At 66.9% G+C, this 21,243-nt stretch carries 20 protein-coding genes; 7 read left to right on the top strand and 13 right to left on the bottom strand.

The window, feature by feature from the left end:
• Positions 1 to 11: 11 nt before the first annotated feature.
• On the bottom strand, positions 12 to 929 hold the full coding sequence (locus DPV79_RS00490; protein WP_111939536.1) for an acetoacetate decarboxylase family protein: 918 nt from the start codon (positions 927 to 929) through the stop codon (positions 12 to 14).
• 172 nt (positions 930 to 1,101) lie between these two features.
• On the bottom strand, positions 1,102 to 1,551 hold the full coding sequence (locus DPV79_RS00485; protein ID WP_027792078.1) for a MerR family transcriptional regulator: 450 nt from the start codon (positions 1,549 to 1,551) through the stop codon (positions 1,102 to 1,104).
• A gap of 168 nt (positions 1,552 to 1,719) precedes the next feature.
• On the opposite strand from DPV79_RS00485, the gene DPV79_RS00480 reads away from it, so the two are divergent.
• Positions 1,720 to 2,550 (top strand): alpha/beta fold hydrolase, encoded by an 831-nt coding sequence (locus DPV79_RS00480; protein WP_113044472.1) that lies wholly within the window; start codon positions 1,720 to 1,722, stop codon positions 2,548 to 2,550.
• A 24-nt stretch (positions 2,551 to 2,574) separates the two neighbouring features.
• Here the strand turns inward: DPV79_RS00480 and DPV79_RS00475 are convergent, their stop codons facing one another.
• The 3 genes from DPV79_RS00475 to DPV79_RS00465 form a co-directional block, all read right to left on the bottom strand.
• Positions 2,575 to 2,937: a glutathione S-transferase family protein gene (locus DPV79_RS00475; protein WP_425267343.1), complete on the bottom strand. Its 363-nt coding sequence runs from the start codon at positions 2,935 to 2,937 to the stop codon at positions 2,575 to 2,577.
• Positions 2,921 to 3,565, bottom strand: a complete 645-nt coding sequence (locus DPV79_RS00470; RefSeq protein WP_113044471.1) for an HD domain-containing protein — start codon at positions 3,563 to 3,565, stop codon at positions 2,921 to 2,923. The genes DPV79_RS00475 and DPV79_RS00470 overlap by 17 nt, the downstream gene beginning before the upstream one ends.
• 200 nt (positions 3,566 to 3,765) lie before the next feature.
• Positions 3,766 to 5,004, bottom strand: coding sequence for an SfnB family sulfur acquisition oxidoreductase (locus DPV79_RS00465; protein WP_034196241.1), 1,239 nt, complete (start codon positions 5,002 to 5,004; stop codon positions 3,766 to 3,768).
• A gap of 293 nt (positions 5,005 to 5,297) precedes the next feature.
• Here DPV79_RS00465 and DPV79_RS00460 point away from each other — a divergent pair, with 293 nt between their 5' ends.
• Positions 5,298 to 6,569, top strand: a complete 1,272-nt coding sequence (locus tag DPV79_RS00460) for an acyl-CoA dehydrogenase family protein (protein WP_113044470.1) — start codon at positions 5,298 to 5,300, stop codon at positions 6,567 to 6,569.
• Positions 6,566 to 7,969: an LLM class flavin-dependent oxidoreductase gene (locus DPV79_RS00455; protein WP_021160219.1), complete on the top strand. Its 1,404-nt coding sequence runs from the start codon at positions 6,566 to 6,568 to the stop codon at positions 7,967 to 7,969. Before DPV79_RS00460 ends, DPV79_RS00455 begins: the two co-directional genes overlap by 4 nt.
• 486 nt (positions 7,970 to 8,455) lie before the next feature.
• Here the strand turns inward: DPV79_RS00455 and DPV79_RS00450 are convergent, their stop codons facing one another.
• The 4 genes from DPV79_RS00450 to DPV79_RS00435 form a co-directional block, all read right to left on the bottom strand.
• On the bottom strand, positions 8,456 to 8,986 hold the full coding sequence (locus tag DPV79_RS00450; RefSeq protein ID WP_021160217.1) for an OsmC family protein: 531 nt from the start codon (positions 8,984 to 8,986) through the stop codon (positions 8,456 to 8,458).
• A 483-nt stretch (positions 8,987 to 9,469) separates the two neighbouring features.
• On the bottom strand, positions 9,470 to 11,035 hold the full coding sequence (locus DPV79_RS00445; protein WP_113044469.1) for a methyl-accepting chemotaxis protein: 1,566 nt from the start codon (positions 11,033 to 11,035) through the stop codon (positions 9,470 to 9,472).
• Between the two features lie 300 nt (positions 11,036 to 11,335).
• A complete protein-coding gene (locus DPV79_RS00440; RefSeq protein WP_244321685.1) occupies positions 11,336 to 11,806 on the bottom strand; it encodes a VOC family protein in 471 nt (156 codons plus the stop codon).
• Between the two features lie 90 nt (positions 11,807 to 11,896).
• Positions 11,897 to 12,442: a P-loop nucleotide/nucleoside kinase family protein gene (locus tag DPV79_RS00435; RefSeq protein WP_113044468.1), complete on the bottom strand. Its 546-nt coding sequence runs from the start codon at positions 12,440 to 12,442 to the stop codon at positions 11,897 to 11,899.
• 18 nt (positions 12,443 to 12,460) lie between these two features.
• Between DPV79_RS00435 and DPV79_RS00430 the strand changes: the two genes are divergently transcribed.
• Positions 12,461 to 13,657 (top strand): PDZ domain-containing protein, encoded by a 1,197-nt coding sequence (locus DPV79_RS00430; protein WP_113044467.1) that lies wholly within the window; start codon positions 12,461 to 12,463, stop codon positions 13,655 to 13,657.
• Positions 13,658 to 13,708: 51 nt separating this feature from the next.
• Here the strand turns inward: DPV79_RS00430 and DPV79_RS00425 are convergent, their stop codons facing one another.
• Positions 13,709 to 14,410 carry a TetR/AcrR family transcriptional regulator gene (locus tag DPV79_RS00425; protein WP_113044466.1) on the bottom strand — a complete coding sequence of 234 codons (702 nt, stop codon included), beginning with the start codon at positions 14,408 to 14,410 and terminating at the stop codon, positions 13,709 to 13,711.
• A 52-nt stretch (positions 14,411 to 14,462) separates the two neighbouring features.
• On the opposite strand from DPV79_RS00425, the gene shc reads away from it, so the two are divergent.
• A complete protein-coding gene (shc, locus tag DPV79_RS00420) occupies positions 14,463 to 16,499 on the top strand; it encodes a squalene--hopene cyclase (RefSeq protein WP_113044465.1) in 2,037 nt (678 codons plus the stop codon).
• A gap of 275 nt (positions 16,500 to 16,774) precedes the next feature.
• Here shc and DPV79_RS00410 read toward each other — a convergent pair whose 3' ends face one another.
• Entirely contained in the window at positions 16,775 to 17,794 is a 1,020-nt protein-coding gene (locus DPV79_RS00410; RefSeq protein ID WP_113044464.1) for an aldo/keto reductase, read from the bottom strand.
• Between the two features lie 101 nt (positions 17,795 to 17,895).
• Between DPV79_RS00410 and DPV79_RS00405 the strand changes: the two genes are divergently transcribed.
• The gene (locus DPV79_RS00405) at positions 17,896 to 18,807 is read left to right on the top strand and encodes a LysR family transcriptional regulator (RefSeq protein ID WP_113044463.1); all 912 of its coding nucleotides are present in this window, start codon (positions 17,896 to 17,898) and stop codon (positions 18,805 to 18,807) included.
• A gap of 173 nt (positions 18,808 to 18,980) precedes the next feature.
• Here DPV79_RS00405 and DPV79_RS00400 read toward each other — a convergent pair whose 3' ends face one another.
• Positions 18,981 to 19,397 (bottom strand): SRPBCC family protein, encoded by a 417-nt coding sequence (locus DPV79_RS00400; protein ID WP_113044462.1) that lies wholly within the window; start codon positions 19,395 to 19,397, stop codon positions 18,981 to 18,983.
• A 29-nt stretch (positions 19,398 to 19,426) separates the two neighbouring features.
• The gene (locus DPV79_RS00395) at positions 19,427 to 20,446 is read right to left on the bottom strand and encodes an aldo/keto reductase (RefSeq protein WP_060085902.1); all 1,020 of its coding nucleotides are present in this window, start codon (positions 20,444 to 20,446) and stop codon (positions 19,427 to 19,429) included.
• A 198-nt stretch (positions 20,447 to 20,644) separates the two neighbouring features.
• On the opposite strand from DPV79_RS00395, the gene DPV79_RS00390 reads away from it, so the two are divergent.
• Positions 20,645 to 21,112, top strand: coding sequence for a DUF4148 domain-containing protein (locus DPV79_RS00390; protein ID WP_244321684.1), 468 nt, complete (start codon positions 20,645 to 20,647; stop codon positions 21,110 to 21,112).
• The last annotated feature ends 131 nt before the right edge of the window (positions 21,113 to 21,243 follow it).

Below are 21,243 nucleotides of genomic sequence, written 5' to 3'. Positions count from 1 at the left end.
CGGACGTGGCGTCAGCGTTGCTTTCCGGGTTCATCGAAGGCCTTCATCGGGGTCGGCAGGTTCAGGACCAGTTGCGCGTCCTTCACCACGTCGAGACGCAGGATGGTGGAGGCGCCCAGCCCGTCGAGCAGCTGGCTCAACGGACCGCCGTGCCGGACGAGCTCGACGTTGCGCGGCAACAGGCGCTGGGCGAACGATAGCGCATTCGTCTGCACCGATGTCTGGTGCCATTCGCCGTCGATGCGATTGATCATCGTCGTCGAGCCCATGTGCGACTGCGATGCGACGTGGGTCAGTGCCGGCAGCGGCACGCTCAGGCTCAGGTCCGGCCGGCCGCCCGGGCCGGCGATGCGGGCGCGGGCGGTGGCACCGAGGTCCACGTCGATGTCGGCGAGCCACTTGGGCAACTGATAACCGTGCACGCCGCGCACTCGCGCGATTTCCGTGGTGACCGGCAGCGCCAGCACGTGCGCGAAGAAGCTCCGGCGCCGCATCGAATCGATCAGCTCGCGCGCGTGCGACCCTGTCGCGCCGGGCCGGCGGATGACCACCGCGACGGACACTTCGTCGTACGGATCGTTGTCGCACACCGAATACGAGAAGAAGGTCAGCGCGACCAGCCCGTACCCGGGCAACGCACGCAGCGGTTCGAGCGGCACCGGCAGCGTGGTCCGCAGGCGTTCGAGCGGCGCAAGGAACAGCAGCTGGATGCTGCTGGAACGGTAGTAGAAATTCGGCGCCCAGGTCGGGCCGACCCGCGAAGCGACCTGACGCTTCGGAATCCGACGGAAAAAATCGATGTTCCCCGCGGCGGGATCGCGCGCCACCTCATCGAGGTCGGGATTCATCCGGAACCGGTCGTAGTACCCGCCTTCGGGCACGTCGACCGTGTGCGGCCCGAATTCGACCTGTGTAAACCGCCTGTCCATGTTCGTCGCCTCTCGTCGATGATCGACCGTGGCAGGCAACACCCGAAGCCTGCTGACTCACCGCCGTCAGCAAGCACTCTAGGATTGAAGTCGACTTTAAGGTCAAGGACCGAAATAGAGGGGCACGTCGGATCGCGTCGGGACGGCCGGCGCGCCCGGCGGGAACGCCGAATCATTTGGCGGCCGTGCGCCGGCCCTTGCCGCGTATCGGCACCACTGCCGGTTTGCGCAACCGGTCCATCACCCACCGCGTACGCTCCGAGCAGTTCAGTTCGGTCGGCCGGTTCCGGATGCTGTCGATCGCGACGAGCAGTTGCGCCTTGTTCTCCTTGAGACGCTTCTGCATCGCCTCGATCTCGACGACTTTCCGTTCGAGCGCCGCCACCAGCCCGTCATGCTGCCAGTTGCCGGCTTTCACCGGCAGCAGATGGCGGATCTGCTCCAGCGAGAACCCGGCGCGCTGCGCGCCGGCGATGATCTCGAGCATCCACACCGCGTCTTCGCCGTAGTCGCGATAACCGTTCGTGCCGCGCTCGACCGCGGTGAGCAGCCCTTCAGCCTCGTAGAAACGGATCCGCGATGCCGTCAGACCACTGAGCTTCGCGAGCTCTCCAATTCTCATACCTGCCTCGCAACCGTGTTGACATTAAACCTAACTTTAAACCTACAGTGAGCGCATCGCCAGGCCGGCCGGACGGCCGAAGCCGCGTCGGACACAGCGCCGGCCTGGCGATCATCGCGAACGGCAAGACCGTCACGCATCGATATCGCCTACCGAACAGGAGCAGACATGGGATACGTCACAACGAAGGATGGCGTCGACATCTTCTACAAGGACTGGGGGCCGCGCGACGCCCAGGTGATCTTTTTTCATCATGGCTGGCCGCTCAGCGCCGACGACTGGGATGCGCAGATGCTCTTCTTCCTGGCCCAGGGTTATCGCGTGATCGCGCACGACCGTCGCGGCCACGGGCGCTCCAGCCAGGTCTGGGACGGCCATGACATGGATCACTACGCGGACGACGTCGCCGCGGTCGTGAACCACCTCGGCGTGCAAGGCGCCGTTCATGTCGGCCATTCGACCGGCGGCGGCGAAGTCATCCACTACATCGCCCGTCACGGCGAAGACCGCGTCGCCAAGGCCGTGCTGATCAGCGCGGTTCCGCCGCTGATGGTCAAGACGGACAGCAATCCGGGCGGCCTGCCGAAAGCCGTGTTCGACGACCTCCAGGCGCAGCTCGCGGCGAACCGCGCGCAGTTCTACTACGACGTCCCGGCCGGCCCGTTCTACGGCTACAACCGCGACGGCGCCAAACCGTCGCAAGGCGTCATCTGGAACTGGTGGCGGCAGGGCATGATGGGCAGCGCGAAGGCACACTACGACGGCATCGTCGCGTTCTCGCAGACCGACTTCACCGAAGACCTGAAAAGCACCACGATTCCCGTTCTCGTGATGCATGGCGACGACGACCAGATCGTCCCGTATGCCGATTCCGGTCTCCTGTCGGCGAAGCTGGCGAGGAACAGCACGCTGAAGACGTACAAGGGCTTCCCGCACGGCATGCCCACGTCCAACGCCGACACGATCAACGCCGACCTGCTCGCGTTCATCCGCGGCTGAACACGGCAAGCGCCGACGCGGCCTTCAGCGGCAATCGTCGCCGAAGGCCGTCTTCCTGCGTCCGTCCGCTCCCGACGGCAGCGAGTCGACCTCGTGAAGAAAATCGGGAACCGCTTCTCCGATCGAGGCGAGATACCCGGCCATCGCGCCGGCGACCTTGCGCACGGCGGGACGTGCGGTTATCCGCTCGCGCCACGCGAGCAGGCGCGGCGTTTCATCCGTCATCGGTGCGCCCTTGCGCGCACCGAACAACTGCGCCATGTAGAACGCGATATCGGCGTACGAATACGCGCCGGCCAGAAACTCGCGATCCGCCAGCACGCGCTCCATGCGCCGATAGTACCGGGCCGCTTCGTCACGTGCGGCCGGATCAGATCTCGTCTGCAAATTCGTCGAGAAAGCGCTGCAACCGGTCGCGACGAACGATCGCCATCCGGGTACCGGTGGCGGTCTGGAAACCGGTTGAAAGCCTCAGCAGTTTCGTGCGGAAGTGATCGATCGCGAAACGCGTGTCGTCGAGTTCCCGTTCCGATGCGTGCGGATCGGCCGGGTCGTACAGCGCGCTGCCCATCCGGCCCGCGACATAAAAGCACCGCGCGACGCCTACCATCCCGATCGCATCGAGCCGGTCGGCGTCCTGCAACACCTTTGCTTCGCGCGTCATCGGCGCGACACCGGCCGAGAAACTGTGCGCCTCGACCGCGTGAGCAACGGCGTCGATCTTCGCGTCAGGCCAATCCAGCGACTTCAGCACCTGCCGGGCCTTTTGCGCCGACAGCCGCGATGCCTGCGCGCGAAGCGGGGAATCCTTCTCCACCGCCACGCAGTCGTGCAGCACTGTCGCGGCGAACAGCACCTCGGCGTCGCCGCCCTCCTTCGCGTGGATCGCGGCCGCGTTCTTCCACACGCGTTGCAGATGCGAAGTGTCGTGGGAACCGTCGCCGTCGGCGCCGCTCCAGTGAGCCAGCAGGGCCTTGGCCAGATCCTGAAAGGGTGCGAACGCAGGGAGGGTCATGAGGGGCGGCGGTCGAGGTCGGGATGCCGATTATCGCCGCAAGTGCCGCACGGCACACGGTCGACAGACCGATCCGCCGTTGATCCCGGCGCCTGCGCGTCGAACGCAGTGCCGGGTTCGCCACACGATCGTGTGGATGCATCAGACCGCGGCGGCTCACTCGGTCATCGCCGGGCGAAAAAGCCACGATCGCAACGGATTCAATTCCACGCATGGCGTGCCGGGCGCACGCCGTTCAGATAGTAGTTGCCGACGAGGTGATATTTCCAGCGCACCGGATCGTGCAGCGTATGCGTGCGTGCATTGCGCCAGTGCCGGTCGAGGTTGTGCTCGGAAAGCGTCGCCTGCGTGCCGGCCAGCTCGAACAGCTTCTCGCCCGCGAGCAGCGCGATCTCCGTCGTCAGCACCTTCGCCTCGCCCACCGCTACCGACGCGCGCGCAACGTCGTCCTCGGTCACGTCGCCGCGCGCCGCGATCTCGTCGAGCGTGCGCGCCGCGCGCTCGAGCAACGCCTCCGCCGCATGCAGCTGAATGTGCAGATGGCCGATCTCGCGAATCGTCAACGGATCGTCCGCCGCGCGCTCGACGCCGCTGTCGACCCACGGCCGCGTGCGCGTGCGCACGAACGCCAGCGTATCGTCGAGCGCGGCCCGGGCGATGCCCGCGTCGATCGCGGCCTGGATGATCTGCGACAGCGGGCCGTTCAGCGTCGGCAGGTCCGACACGCGTTGCGCCGGCAGCACGTGCGACGCAGGCACGCGCACGTTGTCGAGCACGACCGTGCCGCTCGCGGTGGTCCGCTGCCCGAATCCCGACCAGTCGTCGATCACGGTCAGCCCCGGCGCCGGCTGGCGGATGTATGCGAGCCACGCACGGCGCTCGTCGTCGAGACCGAGCACCGGCACGTAATGCGCGAACAGCGCTCCGGTCGAATAGAACTTGGTGCCGTCGACGACGTAATCGTCGCCGTCCCGGCGCACGCGCGTCTTCAGGTCGAGCACGTGTTTCGTGCCCTTCTCCGAAAAGCCGTTGCCGAACCGCTTGCCGCTCAGCACTTCCGAGAAGAAAAGGCGCTTCTGCGCGTCGGTGCCGGTCAGCGCGATCACGTCGACCAGCCCGAAATGATTCTGCGGCAACTGCCCGAGCGACGGATCGGCCGCGGCGACGATCTTCACCACCTCCGTCAGCGTCACATGCGAGACGCCCGCACCGCCGTAAGCCTTCGGCACCGTGATGGCCCACAGCCCCGACTGCGAGAACCATTCGATCTCGTCGCGCGGTAACCGGCGCTCCCGGTCGCGCTCGGCCGCGCCTTGCGCGAGCCGTTGCGCAAGCGCATGCGCGGCCGCGATGGCCTGTGCGTCGTCGGCGATCACGCTGGCCGCCTGCGGTTGCGTATCGGCCGGTCGTTCCTGGATCGTGGCGCTCGTCTCTGACATCGGGCTCTCCTGCTGGTTGACGGAAACGTTCAATCTAGCAGCGCCCCGAGCGCCGGCAAACCGAGCGATTCGCACAACGATATTCCTTCGAACGGCAAACGATGCGGCACGCCGCGGGCAAAAAACCGCGCGTCAGCAGCGACATCGACGCCCCGGCATCGATGCCACGGTGCGTCGCCCGCGTAATGCCCGGCAGCGATAACGATGTACGAATCCGTTATTGGATCGTCCGCATCGTGCTTCCTATACTGGCCTGCCGGCATCGACGGCCCCCGCCTTTCAAGGACCACCGCATGACTTCATCTCCCGCCGCAACCGAACTTTCCACCGGCACCGACTATGACGCGCTTGCCAGCCGCTTCAGGCCGATCTTCGAACGCATCGCGGCCGGCACCGCGGAACGCGAACGCCGCCGCGAACTGCCGCACGAGGCGATCGGCTGGCTGAAGGCCGCCGGCTTCGGCGCCGTCCGGCTGCCGGTGCGCGACGGCGGCGCCGGCGCATCGCTGCCGCAGCTGTTCCAGTTGCTGACCGAGCTCGCCGCCGCCGATTCCAATCTGCCGCAGGCCTTGCGCGGGCACTTCGCGTTCGTCGAGGACTGGCTGAACGCGCCGCCCGGTGCCGATCGACAGACGTGGTTCGACCGCTTCGCGAGCGGCCAGCTCGTCGGCAATGCGTGGACCGAGACCGGCGACGTGTCGCTCGGCCAGACCATCACGAAGGTGTCGGAAAAGAACGGCCGGCTCGTGCTGAACGGCCGGAAGTTCTACAGCACCGGCAGCCTGTTTGCCGACTGGATCGACGTGTTCGCGCAACGCGCGAGCGACGGCAGCGACGTGATCGTCGCCGTCGCGACCGCGCAACCCGGCGTGATCCGCGAAGACGACTGGGACGGCTTCGGCCAGACGACGACCGGCAGCGGCACCACGCGCTTCGAGGACGCGACGGTCGACGCGCGGGACGTGATCGACTTCGCGCGACGCTTCAAGTACCAGACCGCGTTCTACCAACTCTTCCACATCGCGACGCTGGCCGGCATCGGCCACGCGATCGTGCGTGACGCCGGCGAGCTGGTGCGCCACCGCACCCGCGTGTACAGCCACGGCAACGCACCGCGTGCCGGCGACGACGCGCAGCTGCAGCAGGTGGTCGGCGAGATCGCGTCGTGGGCCTACGCGGCCGACGCGCTCGCGCAGCGCGCCGCGCAGCCGCTGCAACGAGCCTACGAAGCGCACTTCGGCGGCGACGCGACGGCCGAGCACGACGCGAACGTCGCGGCCGAGATCGAATCCGCGCAGAGCCAGCTCGTCGTGTCGGAACTCGTGCTGCGTGCGGCGACGCACCTGTTCGACGCGCTCGGGGCGTCCGCCACCCGCAGCACGACGGCGCTCGACCGCCACTGGCGCAACGCGCGCACCGTGTCGTCGCACAATCCGCTCGTCTACAAGGCGCGGATCGTCGGCGACTGGGTCATCAACGGGCGCACACCGCCGTTCGTCTGGCAGGTCGGCAACGGCGCGGGCACGGGCACGGGCACGCAAGCAGAAACCGGAGCCGCGCAATGAGCAAGACCGGCAAGACCATCCGCTTCAACGCGTTCGAGATGAACTGCGTCGGCCACCAGTCGCCCGGGCTGTGGGCCCATCCGCGCGACCGGTCGTGGCAGTACAAGGATCTCGACTACTGGACCGACCTCGCCCGCGTGCTCGAGCGCGGGATCTTCGACGCGATCTTCATCGCGGACGTGATCGGCTACTACGACGTCTACAAGGGCAGCAACTATCACGCGCTGCACCAGGCCGCGCAGATCCCGGTCAACGATCCGCTGCAGCTCGCCGCGCCGATCGCGATGGCGACCGAGCATCTCGGCATCGGCATCACCGCGTCGACGACGTTCGAACACCCGTACACGTTCGCGCGCCGGCTGTCGACCGCCGATCATCACACGAAGGGCCGGCTCGCGTGGAACATCGTCACGTCCTACCTCGAAAGCGGCGCGAAGAACGTCGGCGATCACGGCCTGCGCACGCACGACGATCGTTATGCGGTCGCGGCCGAATACGTCGAGGTGCTGTACAAGCTGTTCGAAGGGAGCTGGGAAGACGGCGCGGTAGTGCGCGACCGCGACGGCCGCGTGTTCACGCATCCGGAAAAGGTGCACGAGATCGGCCACAAGGGCCGCTTCTTCGACGTGCCCGGCTACCACCTGTGCGAACCGTCGCCGCAACGCACGCCGGTGCTGTTCCAGGCCGGCGCGTCCGGCCCCGGCAAGGCGTTCGCCGCGCAGCATGCCGAATGCGTGTTCGTCGCCGCGCCGACCCGCGCGCAGCTCGCGCGCTACGTGGCCGACGTGCGCGCGCAGGCCACCGCCGCGGGGCGCGATGCGAGCAAGGTATTGATCTACAACCTCGTCACCGTGATCGTCGACGAAACCGACGAGAAGGCGCAGGCCAAGTTCGACGAATATCGCAAGTACGTGTCGTATGACGGCTCGCTGGTATTCATGTCGGGCTGGACCGGCATCGACTTCGGCCAGTACGCGCCGAACGATCCCGTCCGGCGCGTCGAGACGAATGCGATCGTGTCGGCGGTCGAGCACCTGTCGGGCGGCGACACCGCCTGGACGATCGAGGAACTGGCGGCCTGGGGCGGCATTGGCGGCCTGGGCCCGGTGTTCGTCGGCTCGGCGGCGACGGTCGCGGACATCCTGCAGGAATGGGTCGCCGCGACAGACGTGGACGGCTTCAACCTCGCGTATGCGGTCGCGCACGAAACCTTCGAGGACGTCGTGCGTCATCTCGTACCTGAACTGCAGCGGCGCGGCGTGTATCCGACCGGCTATGCGCCGGGCACGCTGCGCGAGAAACTGTTCGGCGGGTCGGCGCGGCTGCCGGACGAACATCCGGCCGCGCAGTTCCGCGACATCGAGCAGGTCAAGCGCGATGCCGAGCGGGTAGCGGCCTGAGCGGACGGCATTGCGGCGGCTGGCCGGCCCGTGTATGGGCCGGCCGGCTTCACGACAGGCAGCAACCGGTGCGTCGGGCCGCTCGCCCGACACCTCGCCCGATCGCTGCTCTCCCTCCTCACTCGAAGAAGCCCGGTGCAGCCCCGCCGCGCGTTCCGCCTGCGCACTCGCGCATCGACAGCAATGCAGATATCGCGGTAACGATGACGCGCGCACTGATAAAAGCGCGCGTATTCTAGCGGACGAGCATTCGCGCGATCTGATTCCGGGCTGATTCATCGCCGATTCGTCGCCGGCATCTCTCGACCCCGATCCGGCACACGTGCAACACCAGGGCGATGCATCCGGAGTGTCACGCGCGTGCGGCGAGCATCACCGTCGTATCGGCGCCCCAACAGGGTGCGCGGGAGATCGAGCGTGCCTGCTCACGTCGCGGCCCCATGCAATGCCGCGACGCGCCGGTGCACCGACGCACATCAATCGTGCTCAACCGTGCGTATGCCGCAATTCGCCGTCGATCGTCTGCGGCAGCGTCAACAGGTTGAAGATCGGGCACACGGCCTCGACCGCCTGATGCAGTGCACGAATCGTCTCCGGCGGTTCGGGCGACACGATATCGAGCGTGTAGCGGAGGTTGTGCGGAAACACCGGCACATGTTCGAAGCCCGGCTGCTGCGCGAGCGGATGCTGGTCGCCGGTCACCTCGACTTCGATCGAGTCGATCTTCAGGCCGCGCTCCGCGGCCTGGATCAGCGTGATGTGCGTCAGGCAACTGCCGAGCACGCCGAGCTGCAGCTCCGGCGACGCCGGCCCGAGGTTGTAGCCCGCAAAATCGGGCGGACTGTCGCTGATCACCTGGAAATCGCGAATGCGGATCTCGCGCACGCCGCTGCGGCCCAGTGCACGCACGGTCGCTTTCAGCGGCGTCGCCTTGAATTCCGGATCGTTGCGCGCGGCATCCTTTTTCGCGAGCCAGGCGTCGCGCTTCTGTTCGAGATAGTCGTTCAGTGTCGTCATGGTCGGGCCGGTACGGTCGCAATCATCGGCCTCGCATGCGACGGCCGGTTGAGGGGAGTCGTCATGCTATTCCGATCCGCTTCGACCACTAAACGATCTTTCCAGCAAAGCAATTCGCGCCGCGCGATGTCACATTGCAACCTCCGCGTTCAGGAACGCGTCGGCAGTTATGCACCGGCCACCGACTTATCCACAATTTCCGTGCATAACCCTGTGGAGAACCTGGCGGCAATCGCGCTGCCGCCCTTGCCGACAGGCGTCGCCGCGCCGCCGTCGCCGCATCGCGGGCACTGAACGAGAACAACGTCGCATCGGGTTCGACGCTCGCCTGGATCCGGTTCCTCATTGTGCCGGCGCATCGGTTGCGTCAATATCGGCAGGCAGGATGTCCGCACCAGAAGTGTGCTGCTTCGACGACGTCCGCACCGTGTCGTGCCGCGAGCGCGGCCCGACGATCCGGTACCCGCCGCCCGCCTCGAGGCATCACGCGAGCGCGTCGTCACGCAGACGGAACTGCGCGACCGCCGCGCTCAGCCGCGCGCCTTGTTCGTCGAGCGACAGCGCCGCGGCCGCGGCCTCCTCGACCAGCGCGGCATTGCGCTGCATCGCCTGCTCCATCTGGATGACCGCGGCGTTCACCTGCTCGATGCCCGACGATTGCTCTTCGAACGCGTGGCTGGTGTCGCTCATGATCGTATTGACGCGCTCGACCGCGGCGACGAGCTCGGCCATCGCCGAGCCGGCCAGTGCGACGAGACCGCTGCCGTCCTCGACGCGCTGCGCGGAATGGCCGATCAGCTCGCGGATTTCCTTCGCCGCCGACGCGCAGCGCTGCGCGAGCCCGCGCACCTCGGTCGCGACGACCGCGAAGCCGCGCCCTTGCTCGCCTGCGCGCGCGGCTTCGACGGCAGCGTTCAATGCGAGGATGTTGGTCTGGAACGCGATGCTCTCGATCACGCCGACGATCCCGGAGATCTTCGCGGAACTGTGCGAAATCGCCGACATCGTCTCGACGACGCGCCGCATCGCGTCACCGCCGCGCGACGCGATGCCCGCCGCGCCCTCGACATAGGTGCGGGCATCGCGCGCGTTGTCCGCGTTCTGGCGCACGGCCGCCGTCAGCTGCTCGACGCTCGCCGCCGCCTGCTGCAGCGACACGGCCTGCTGCTCGGTACGCGCCGACAAGTCGACGTTGCCGCTCGCGATCGTGCGGACGTCGCCGACGATCGTCTCCGTACTCGTGCGCACCTGGTTCACGGTGTCGACGAGGCCGTCCTGCATCCGCTTCAGCGCATGCAGCAGATACGCCATCTCGTTCTCGCCGGGCACGATGACCGTGCCGGTCAGGTCGCCCTTCGAGATCTTTTCGAACTGGCCGACCGCGAGCCTGATCGGCTCGATGATCGCCTTCGCGAGCACGCGCTGCGCCACGAAGCCGACGACGAGCGCGAGCACCGCGACCGCGACCATCCCCCACACGATCCGGTGGAACAGGACACCGGCCGCCTCGTAGCGCGCCTTTTCACGCGCAACCTGGAACGATTCGAGCGCGTCGATCGCCTCCTGGTACGCGGTGAACAGGGCCGGCGGCGCGGTGCGTTGCGTGTCGAGGAAGCCGAACGCATCGTCGCCGTCGAGTTGCGCGAGCGCCTTCAGGAACACGCCGTCGAGCAGGGCCCGACGGCGAGTCTGCAACGTGTCGAACAGCGCCTGTTCGTCGGCGTTGCGCGCGTGCAGGCGCGCGTAGGCCTCCAGTTCGTCGTTGCTCTGCTTGAGGAGCGCGTGGACTTTCGCGACCTCCTCCTTCGCCGACCGGCCGGCGCTGATGACCTGCGCGACGTCGCTCATCCGTTCGCGCAGCACGAGCATGCGCTCGGAGCTGGTCTTCAGGTGCAGCAGCGACGCGGTGTCGTCGCGGTACATCGCCTCGAGCGAACCGTTGCCCATATAGAGGGCCGCGATGCATGCGCCGACCACCAGCACGAGCAGCACGGTATAACCCGCGATGGTCGCGACGAGACCACCACGGATAGTGAGTTGTTTTCGCATGACGTTCCCTTGCGCCGGCCGGGCACGGCCAGCGGCGGATGTGGATTCCGGATCACGAAAGACGCGCGCCGTGTCGCAACACGCGACGCATGGGCTGCGAACGGGTTAACGGCGGGTGGAACGGGGAGGTTTTATCCGCACGCGACGCGAATCTTGACGATTGCGACAAAGGAAGCGGAAAGATGCGCTCGACTCGCGCGCCAAGCAGTACCAACGATTGCGTGGGTCACTTTCCGCGAGCGTCGGGCGGAACACGAGAAACACGAGGCACGCGAATCGCTCGACGCGCCCGACAGGTATCTAACCGCCGCCGGCCAGCCGTGACCGGATCTCGTCAACCGGGAGATCGCGCTGATGCGTGGCGATCTGCCATGTATTTCCCCAGCGGTCTTTCACCATAGCCCGCCTGTCGCCATACGGCATGTCGGCCGGCGCTTCGAGCGGAATCGCGTGTGCCGCGAGCGCCCGCCGATAGGTCAGGTCGGTATCCTCGACATAGACATACAGAAACGCGGGCATCGGATCGCGCAAGCCGTCTTCGCCGCTGATCATCACGACGGAATCGCCGATCCGGATTTCCGCGGGCAACCCGGGTCGGAACGCGCCCTGCGCGTGAAACACCGATCGCATGAATTCGATCAGGTGTTCCGGATCCGGCACCACGATGCGGGGCGTGACGGTATGCCATCCGTCGGGCTGGAATCGGGCCATGTCGGGCAGCCTCCGAAGAGATTTCCGCCGGTATTCTCCTCCGGCTCCGGCGCGCTGCAAAGGGCACGCCGCGGCCGGCCGGAATGCCCTGGGTTCAATCGACGATGAGCGGTTTCGCGCCCGTCTCTGTGGACGATCGACGGGCCTCCCTTACGAACCCGGCCTGACGACGCCGGCTTCGTCATAAGCGACGATGTCCAACCCTTCCGTCGCCGTCGGCGCGACGAAGTACTGCGTCATCCTGTCGAACTCAGCGTCCGACGCCTGGAACGGATGATCGCCCCGCGCGTTGCGCGCGCGCAGCCGCAACTTGCAGACCGCATCGGTAACGTCGAGGTAATGCAGCCGATGGCCGCAGCCGGCGGCCTGCGCAACGGCGAGCCCCCATGCGCGCGCGGCGACGGTGTTGAACGGAACATCCAGCACCACCGACACGCCGGCCTGCAGCACTGCGCGGGCCTGATCCGCGATCACGTTGCCGACGCGCCTCACACACCGGACGTAGTCGTCGATCGACAGGATCTCGCCCGGATAAAGATGCGCGAGCCACGCGTCTTCGCTGATCGAAACGACCGGCCCGGCGCTGGCAAGCCGCGCGACGAGCGTCGATTTTCCGGAAGCGATCTTGCCGCATACCATGTGGAGCAACACGGCATCGTTCGATGCGGTTGCGTGTAGTGACTTCGCTGTCTGCATTTCCAGGCTCTCCGTCGCATGCCCAGAAAGCAAAAACCCGCCTTCCGGGCGGGTTGTGACGATATCCATTCAGTCGATCGTTATCCCGCCGTCAACATTGCGGCGCGAATAATCGAACGGGTTTGCGAATGGGTCATGCGCATCAGAATAACCAACTGCCCGATCGCGAGCAAGCGGATTCGAAGCGGCATACTTCAACCGGCGGGCTTAAAACTGATACGCTTGCCGGAAAATGAACGGGGAATTCCGTGGCGACTCCGCGCCACCTCCATTCAAATAACAGAACAGACAAGAGGGCATTCCGAGATGAAACGTGGTTTTGTATTTGCCGCCGTGCTGGCGACGTCGTTATTGGCCGCGCAAGCGGCACTGGCGCAGGAAAAGGCCGCGCCGCCCGTCTATACGTGGCTGTCCGAGCGTTTCCCCGATTACACCCGCTACGATTCCCCCGTATTGACCATCAGCGATTCGGGCTTGTCGGCGGACCAAGGCATCGTCGACGCGCAATTGACGCTCGTCCAGTCTCCGCAAGGCGTCGATTCGGTACTGGGGCTGGCCGTCGCGTTCCATACGACGCAGAAATGGAATTTCAATACCGTGCGCGATTACGGGACATACGGCACCCACTACCGGCAGCCGAAGATCCCGGTCGTGATTCCGACGCTGAACGGCGGCGGCTACGCCGACACCCCATACTGGAACACGTCAGCCGATGGCGCCAAGGCCTGGCCCGTCAACGGCGGCGTCTTCGTCATGCTGGACCGCCTCTACCTGAAGACCTACGAGATCAGCGGGACCGACCTCGTGCTCAGCCTCTCGGACTACGACCCGGTCGGCAAGGTCTTCAGGATCCGGATTCCGTCCGCGTACCTGTCGCGCTTTCTCACCAGCATTCCGAACGACCGCCGGCTGGTGCCGGAGGAACTGAAGGACCGTCCGATGGGCTTCGGCGTGCATTTTGTCGAGCTGGACGAAGGGATACAGGAGGGGATGAAGGTCCCCAGCAGCGCGATGCAGATCCTCGGTGTGTTGCCCGGCACCGTCGCCGATCGCGCCGGCCTGAAGAACTACGATGTGCTGATCCGGTTCGGCGATCGCCCGCTCAAGACGATGGCCGATCTGGCCGACGCCGTGCATGCGACCGCCAAGGGCACCGTGGTGCCGCTGACCGTCTGGCGCGATGCCAGGGCGGTCACGCTGCAGGCGCAATTCTGAGCGCGCCGCCGGGCCGGCGCGCGAACGCGGCCTGACGCCGCGGCGCACGCGTCACGCGGCCCCGTCGCGCCCCTTCGGCAACGCGCCATGGCTCATCGCGTCGAGTTGCCGCTCGATCTCCGCGCGCAATTCGGCGGAGATCTCGACGCTGTCGAGCAACTGCGAGATCCATAGCCCGTCGGCGGCGAGCCGGCAGATCATCAGCGTCGCGGCCTGCTCGAGCGGCACCGGGTCGGGGCGCGTCCATTCCCGCATCGGCACCGACCATCGTTCGCGCGTGTCCTGGTCGGTAATCATCGACGCGACGAGCACGCGCAGCACATCGGTACTCGCGACCGGCTGCGACTCGTCGAGCACCGCGTGCATGTAGGCCCGCGCCGCCGCACCGGCGCCGCCGGCATCCGCCGCCACCCGCTCGGCCATCTGCGCGGCGAACCGCCCGGTCGCCTGACCGAACAGCGCATCCAGCAGACCCTGCTTGTTCGCGAAGTGATACTGCAACGCGCCCTTCGTCACGCCGGCGCGCTCGGCCACCGCATCGAGCGTCAATGCGGCCACGCCGTGATGTGTCGCGATTTCCGATGCGGCCGCCAGCAGCTGCGCGCGCACCTGGTCCGGTGCTTTTTTCCGACGCACGCCGGCGGTGGCGACGGCCGGCGCCGACGACACTTCAGGCGCTCGCGCACCGGCCACGGCAGCCGGTTCGACAGGCTCGGCCACATCGTGCGGCGCGGGTTCGAGGTGCTTTTTCATGGTGCGGATGTTAGCACCGGGCGTCTCGATATAAACATTCCGGCTGGATGGTATGATCCGCCGCATGACTCAATCCCCCCTCTCCCCCTGGTCCGCGCTCGACACCGCCATCGCCCGTGGACGCGACGCCCTCGTGCGTCTCCAGCAGCCCGACGGCAGCTGGTGTTTCGAACTCGAATCCGACGCGACGATCACCGCGGAATACATCCTGATGATGCATTTCATGGACAAGATCGACGACCTCCGCCAGGAGCGGATGGCGCGCTACCTGCGCGCGAACCAGCGGCTCGACACGCATGGCGGCTGGGCACTGTACGTCGACGGCGATCCGGACGTGTCGTGCAGCGTGAAGGCGTACTTCGCGCTGAAGGCGGCCGGCGACAGCGAGCACGCGCCGCACATGGTCCGCGCGCGCGACGCGATCCTGAAGCTCGGCGGCGCGGCACGCTCGAACGTGTTTACGCGCATCCTGCTCGCGACGTTCGGCCAGGTGCCGTGGCGCGCGGCGCCGTTCATGCCGATCGAATTCGTGCTGTTCCCGAAGTGGGTGCCGATCTCGATGTACAAGGTCGCGTACTGGGCGCGCACGACGATGGTGCCGCTGCTCGTGCTGTGCTCGCTGAAGGCGCGCGCCCGCAATCCGCGCAACGTCTCGATCCGCGAGCTGTTCGTCACGCCGCCGGATGAAGAACGCCGGTACTTCCCGCCCGCGCGCGGCATGCGCAAGCTGTTCCTCGCGCTCGACCGCACGGTGCGTCATGTCGAGCCGCTGATGCCGAAGGGCCTGCGGCAGCGCGCGATCCGCCACGCCGAAGCGTGGTGCGCGGAGCGCATGAACGGCGAGGACGGGCTCGGCGGGATCTTCCCGCCGATCGTGTACAGCTACCAGATGATGCAGGTGCTCGGCTACCCGGACGATCATCCGCTGCGGCGCGATTGCGAGAACGCGCTGGAAAAGCTGCTGGTCACGCGGCCGGACGGCAGCATGTATTGCCAGCCGTGCCTGTCGCCGGTGTGGGATACCGCGTGGAGCACGATGGCGCTCGAGCAGGCGCGCAGCGTGGCGGTGCCGGAAGACGGCGAGCCGGACGACGCGCGGCGCGCACTCGACGCACGCATCGCGCGCGCGTACGACTGGCTGGCCGAACGCCAGGTGAACGACCTGCGCGGCGACTGGATCGAGAACGCGCCGGCCGACGTCCAGCCGGGCGGATGGGCGTTCCAGTACGCGAACCCGTACTACCCCGACATCGACGACACCGCGGTCGTCACCGCGATGCTCGATCGCCGCGGCCGCACGCATCGCAACGCGGACGGCACGAATCCGTATGCAACGCGCGTCGCGCGCGCGCTCGACTGGATGCGCGGGCTGCAATCGCGCAACGGCGGTTTCGCGGCGTTCGACGCCGACTGCGACCGCATGTACCTGAACGCGATCCCGTTCGCCGATCACGGCGCCCTGCTCGATCCGCCGACCGAGGACGTGTCGGGCCGCGTGCTGCTGTGCTTCGGCGTGACGAAACGCGCGGACGAACGCGCGTCGCTCGCGCGCTGCATCGAATACGTGAAGCGCACGCAGCAGCCCGACGGCAGCTGGTGGGGCCGCTGGGGCACGAACTACATCTACGGTACGTGGAGCGTGCTGGCCGGCCTCGCGCTCGCCGGCGAGGACAAGTCGCAGCCGTATATCGCACGCGCGATCGAATGGCTGCGTTCAAGGCAGCATGCGGATGGCGGCTGGGGCGAGACGAACGACAGCTATATCGACCCGAAGCTGGGCGGCACCAATGGCGGCGAGAGCACGTCGAACTTCACCGCATGGGCGCTGCTCGCGCAGATGGCGTTCGGCGACTGCGAATCCGATTCGGTAAAGCGCGGCATCGCGTATCTGCAGTCGGTGCAGCAGGAAGACGGTTTCTGGTGGCATCGTTCGCACAACGCACCCGGCTTCCCGCGCATCTTCTACCTGAAGTATCACGGCTATACCGCGTACTTCCCGCTGTGGGCGCTTGCGCGTTATCGGCGGCTGGCGGGCGCGGCGGCGGCAGCGCCCGCGGCAGTCGATGCGGCCGACACGGCCGTCGTCTGAACGATCGCGCGCCGCGGTGCCGGACGGCACCCGGCGCGCGCGCTGTCGCTGTCGCTGCCGCTGTTGCATTCCCCTTCCCGCCGAATCATGCGGCGCCCTTCTCCCGCATCCTCGCAAACGCATCGCGCAAATCCGCGCAGAACGCATCGCCCGTCATCGACAGCGGCGGCGACGCGGACGTCACCATCGGGCACGGCCTGCTCGAACGCCTTGGCTGCCACGCACTTGCCCGCATACGCGGCCATTACCCGACCGATCAACGCGCCGCCCGGCGCTCAACGATCGATCGGCAACGGCGCATCGGCCGCGACGAACTGCTGCCCGCGCATCTCGCGCCGGAAATCGGCGGAGATATCGAACGTCGGTGCCGCTGAATCTTCCGCGATCCGCTCGGGCCGGCTCGCGCCCGGAATCACCGAGGCCGTCGCCGGATGCGCGAGCACGAACTGCAGCGCGGCCGCCTTGACCGGCACGTCGTAGCGCGCCGCGATCGCGCGGATGCGCTCGACTTTCGCGACGATGTCGGGCGGCGCCTTCCGGTATTCGAAGTGCGTGCCGCCGACGAGCACCCCCGAGCTATACGGGCCGCCGACGACGATCCCGACGTTGCGGGCCGCCGCCGCCGGCATCACGCGCTGCAGCGCGCGTTCGTGATCGAGCAGCGTGTAGCGGCCGGCCAGCGGCATGCCGTCCGGTTGCGGTTCGGCGAGATCCAGCACCCGTTCGATCGGCTCGACGCGGTTCACGCCGAGGCCCCACGCACCGATCACGCATTCTTCGCGAAGCTTGCCCAGCACGCGGAACGCGCCCTTGCGCGCGGCCTCGAACTGCGCGAGCCATTCGTCGCCATGGATGTCCTGCGCGATGTCGTGCACCCAGACGATGTCGAGGCGGTCGGTGCGCAGGCGCTTCAGGCTGTCCTCGATCGAGCGCAGCGTCGCGTCGGCCGAGTAGTCGCTCACCAGCCGGTTCGCGCGGCCATGCGCGAAGATCCCGCTCTTTTCGCCGTAGTCGCGCGTCTTCGCGTCTTCCATTTCGTCGAGCACGAGGCGGCCAACCTTCGTGCTGATGACGTAGTCGTCACGGCGATGGGCGGCGAGCGCATCGCCGAGGCGCGATTCGGCCAGGCCGGCGCCGTAAGACGGCGCGGTATCGAAGTAGCGGATACCGCGCGCCCACGCGGCTTCGACGGTGGCGATCGCTTCAGCGTCGGGAATGTCGCGGAACATGTTGCCGAGCGGCGCCGCGCCGAAACCGAGCCGGTTGTCGGCCGGCAGCGTGTCTTTGAGACTCATCAGTTGCTCCGGGTCTGACAGGAAAGTGAACCCAGTCTAGGTTGCACACATAAGTCTGTCCAAGACATAATTCGTCAAACTTGAGTCCCAATAGGTCTTATATGCTCGACATCCGCCAGCTTCAGTATTTCATCGCGGTCGCGGAAGAGGAACACGTCGGCCGCGCGGCCGAACGCCTGCACATTTCGCAATCGCCGCTCAGCCGCCAGATCGCGCAGCTCGAGGAAAAGCTCGGGCTGACGCTGTTCGAACGCAGCCAGCAGCGCATTCGTCTGACGCGTGACGGCCGCACCTTCCTCAGCGAAACGCACGCGTTCCTGCGTCACGCGAACCGCCTCGAATCGCTCGCGCGCCGGCTCGGCCGCGGCGACGAAGGCGGCCTGTGCATCGGCTACCTCGAAACGGCCACGCACTCGGGCGTGCTGCCGCGCGCGCTGAAGACGCTGCGTGCCGATCGCCCGTCCGTTCACATCGCTCTGTACAGCTATCAATCCGCCGCGCAGCTCGAAGGCTTGCGCGAACGCAGCCTCGACATCGCGCTCGTCACCGAGCCGCCCGCGCCGGACGACCCCGAACTCGATTCGATGAGGGTGCTGAACGATCCGATGCTGCTCGCGATGCCCGACGGGCACCCGCTCGCGAAGAAGAAGACGCTCGTCGCCGACGATCTCGCCGCGCAGGCGTGGATCGGCGTGACGCAGCACGAAAGCGCGCCGCGTCACGGCGCGTTCGTCGCGGCGTGCGCGAAAGCCGGCTTTTCGCCGGACATTTCGGTGGAAGCGACCGAGCCGCTCGCGGCGCTCGGCCTCGTCGCCGCCGGGCTCGGCGTGACGATGATCCAGCAGAGCCTGCGTCACCAGGTGCCGGAAGGCGTCGTGCTGCGCGAGCTGCCGTGGTTCAGTTACCGCACGCCGCTGTGGGCCGCGTGGCACAAGGTCAACCTGCGGCCGCTGGTCGGCATCTTCCGCGAGATCCTGACCGGTGAAGAAGTCGTCGCGGTGGCCCGAAAGTAACGCTGCGGATGGCCGGGGGGCCTGCACATCGGTGCGCTCGCGCATGCGAAGCAAACATGCCAACGCCTTCGCTGCGAGCCTGAACCCGCGACGAGGGCGCTGACAGAGCCCGATATCGCCGGGCGCCTGCTCACGCGATGCGATGCGACGCGATGCGCCGAGTTGCGCTGCCGTCAGGCCGCCGCGAACCGCTTCGCCAGTTCCGCGAGGCCGTCTTCGTAGATCCCGCGGAACAGCTTGACGGTGTCGTCGTCGGTCGCGCCGTGCGGCGTGAACGTGCCCGACCACTCGACGGTCGACGCGTTCGGGCCGTTTTCGCGCACGCGCAGCGTGGAGCGATAGTTCACGACCGGGAACGGCGCCTCGAGGATCGCGTACGTGTAGCTGCGTTGCGCTTCGTCGAACGCGACCAGCCGCTCGACGATCGCCTCGCCGGCCGGGTTCGCGAGACGCCGCACGCGTCCGCCTTCGCTCAGTTCGCTAGCCGGAATGTACGACAGCCAGTCGGGCAGCGACCCGAAGCCGCCGATCAGTTGCCAGACCGTCCCGGCCGCAGCCGGGAGTTCGATGCTTGCATTGGCCTGTGCCATGTCATCACCTTTCAGGATTGACGTCAGGATCAACGACCGGCCGGCAGCGGCGCGTTGGCCGCGATCAGACCTTGCTCACGCATTTCGCGCCAGAAGTCGGCCGGGATCACCACGTTCAGCGCTGCCTGGTCTTCCGCGATCCGCTCCGGGCGGCTCGCGCCCGGAATCACCGCGACGGTGGCCGGATGCGACATCGAGAACTGCAGCGCGGCGGCCTTGATCGGCACGTCGTAGCGCGTGGCGATCGCCTTGATCCGCTCGACCTTCGCGAGGATGTCCGGCGAAGCCTTCTGGTATTCGAAGTGCGTGCCGCCCGCGAGCACGCCCGAGCTGTACGGGCCGCCGACGACGATCCCGACGTTCTGCGCGGCAGCCGCCGGCATCACGCGCTGCAGCGCGCGCTCGTGGTCGAGCAGCGTGTAGCGGCCGGCCAGCAGCATGCCGTCCGGTTGCGGTTCGGCCAGATCCAGCACCAGTTCGATCGGCTCGACGCGGTTCACGCCGAGACCCCATGCCTTGATCACGCCTTCTTCGCGCAGCTTGCCCAGCACGCGGAACGCGCCCTTGCGCGCCACTTCGAACTGCGCGAGCCATTCGTCGCCGTAGAAGTCCTGCGCGATGTCGTGCACCCAGACGATGTCGAGGCGGTCGGTGCGCAGGCGCTTCAGGCTGTCCTCGATCGAACGCAGCGTCGCGTCTGCCGTATAGTCGTTGACGATGCGGTTCGGCCGGCCGTGTTCGAACAGGCCGCCCTTTTCGCCGAGATCGCGCGCCGACACGTCTTCGATTTCGTCGAGGATCACGCGGCCGACCTTGGTGCTCAGGACATATTCGTCTCGCGGGTGGTTCGCCAGCGCATCGCCGAGGCGGATTTCCGCCAGGCCCGCGCCATAGAACGGAGCCGAATCGAAATAACGGATGCCGTGTTGCCATGCCGCTTCGACGGTGGCCGCGGCTTCCGCATCGGGGATGTTGCGGAACATGTTGCCGAGCGGGGCCGTACCGAAACCAAGGATCTTGTTACCGGGCAGCTTGTCTTTGAGACTCATGATTTTCTCCAGGGAATGAGGGAAAGCGGGTTCAGTCTAGGTACGTCGGTTAAGTCTGTCCAAGACGGAATTCGACACACTTGAGTCCCCGGAGGTCTGAATGGCCGTTTCAAGGCCTGCCTCGATGACCCGCCCCGACACCCCGTTCCGGCAGGACGCCCGACCGGCAAGGCTTTCGACCGAATTAACACTCGATTCGTGATTCCAGATCAAAAATCATTTGGGCCGGCAGCCGTTTTTCCCGGGCGCCGCGATACCTATATTGGCTGCACTCGCAACGACATCGACGTGGTTGCGGTTCACTCAACCCGACAGGTACCCATGATGAAAACGCTGATTTCTTCCACGCTTGCCGCACTGATCCTTTCCGCACCGGCGCTGTCGTTCGCGCAGCAGGCCGACCATCAACTGACCCGCGCCGAAGTGAAGGCCGAAATGGCCCGCCTCGCGGCGGTCGGCTACACCCCGGCGCTGGACCACAACCAGTATCCGGTCGCGATCCTCGCCGCCGAAAAGCGCGTGCGTGAAAACACCGTCGCACACAATGCGCCGGGCACCGCACCGGCCGCCGCGACGTCCGGTTACGGCAGCGAAGCGCGCACCGCCGGCGAATCCGGCCGCGTGACGACGATCAACGGCCGCGACTCGATCTATCGCGGTCATTGAGCCGCGCCGACGCGCAAGAGCGCCCGCCTCCCGATACGCGCCACCGCTCGTCCCGCCCTTCCGCATGGCCGGCCCGAATCGCCTGAACAGGCATTCGGGCCGCGCGTCGTCGCTTCACTCCTCGCCCTCGC

The sequence above is a fragment of the Burkholderia reimsis genome, assembly GCF_003294055.1.
Classification (GTDB): Bacteria; Pseudomonadota; Gammaproteobacteria; order Burkholderiales; family Burkholderiaceae; genus Burkholderia; species Burkholderia cepacia.
The sequence above is the reverse complement of the archived record's forward strand: the minus strand, read 5'-3'. Positions and strand labels throughout refer to the sequence as shown.

Bases quoted from the DNA above. Each gene is read 5' to 3' on its own strand.
- DPV79_RS00490 (WP_111939536.1), bottom strand. From the start codon at position 929: ATGGACAGGCGGTTTACACAGGTCGAATTCGGGCCGCACACGGTCGAC.
- DPV79_RS00485 (WP_027792078.1), bottom strand. From the start codon at position 1,551: ATGAGAATTGGAGAGCTCGCGAAGCTCAGTGGTCTGACGGCATCGCGG.
- DPV79_RS00480 (WP_113044472.1), top strand. From the start codon at position 1,720: ATGGGATACGTCACAACGAAGGATGGCGTCGACATCTTCTACAAGGAC.
- DPV79_RS00470 (WP_113044471.1), bottom strand. From the start codon at position 3,565: ATGACCCTCCCTGCGTTCGCACCCTTTCAGGATCTGGCCAAGGCCCTG.
- DPV79_RS00465 (WP_034196241.1), bottom strand. From the start codon at position 5,004: ATGTCAGAGACGAGCGCCACGATCCAGGAACGACCGGCCGATACGCAA.
- DPV79_RS00460 (WP_113044470.1), top strand. From the start codon at position 5,298: ATGACTTCATCTCCCGCCGCAACCGAACTTTCCACCGGCACCGACTAT.
- DPV79_RS00455 (WP_021160219.1), top strand. From the start codon at position 6,566: ATGAGCAAGACCGGCAAGACCATCCGCTTCAACGCGTTCGAGATGAAC.
- DPV79_RS00450 (WP_021160217.1), bottom strand. From the start codon at position 8,986: ATGACGACACTGAACGACTATCTCGAACAGAAGCGCGACGCCTGGCTC.
- DPV79_RS00445 (WP_113044469.1), bottom strand. From the start codon at position 11,035: ATGCGAAAACAACTCACTATCCGTGGTGGTCTCGTCGCGACCATCGCG.
- DPV79_RS00435 (WP_113044468.1), bottom strand. From the start codon at position 12,442: ATGCAGACAGCGAAGTCACTACACGCAACCGCATCGAACGATGCCGTG.
- DPV79_RS00430 (WP_113044467.1), top strand. From the start codon at position 12,461: ATGCCCAGAAAGCAAAAACCCGCCTTCCGGGCGGGTTGTGACGATATC.
- DPV79_RS00425 (WP_113044466.1), bottom strand. From the start codon at position 14,410: ATGAAAAAGCACCTCGAACCCGCGCCGCACGATGTGGCCGAGCCTGTC.
- shc (WP_113044465.1), top strand. From the start codon at position 14,463: ATGATCCGCCGCATGACTCAATCCCCCCTCTCCCCCTGGTCCGCGCTC.
- DPV79_RS00410 (WP_113044464.1), bottom strand. From the start codon at position 17,794: ATGAGTCTCAAAGACACGCTGCCGGCCGACAACCGGCTCGGTTTCGGC.
- DPV79_RS00405 (WP_113044463.1), top strand. From the start codon at position 17,896: ATGCTCGACATCCGCCAGCTTCAGTATTTCATCGCGGTCGCGGAAGAG.
- DPV79_RS00400 (WP_113044462.1), bottom strand. From the start codon at position 19,397: ATGGCACAGGCCAATGCAAGCATCGAACTCCCGGCTGCGGCCGGGACG.
- DPV79_RS00395 (WP_060085902.1), bottom strand. From the start codon at position 20,446: ATGAGTCTCAAAGACAAGCTGCCCGGTAACAAGATCCTTGGTTTCGGT.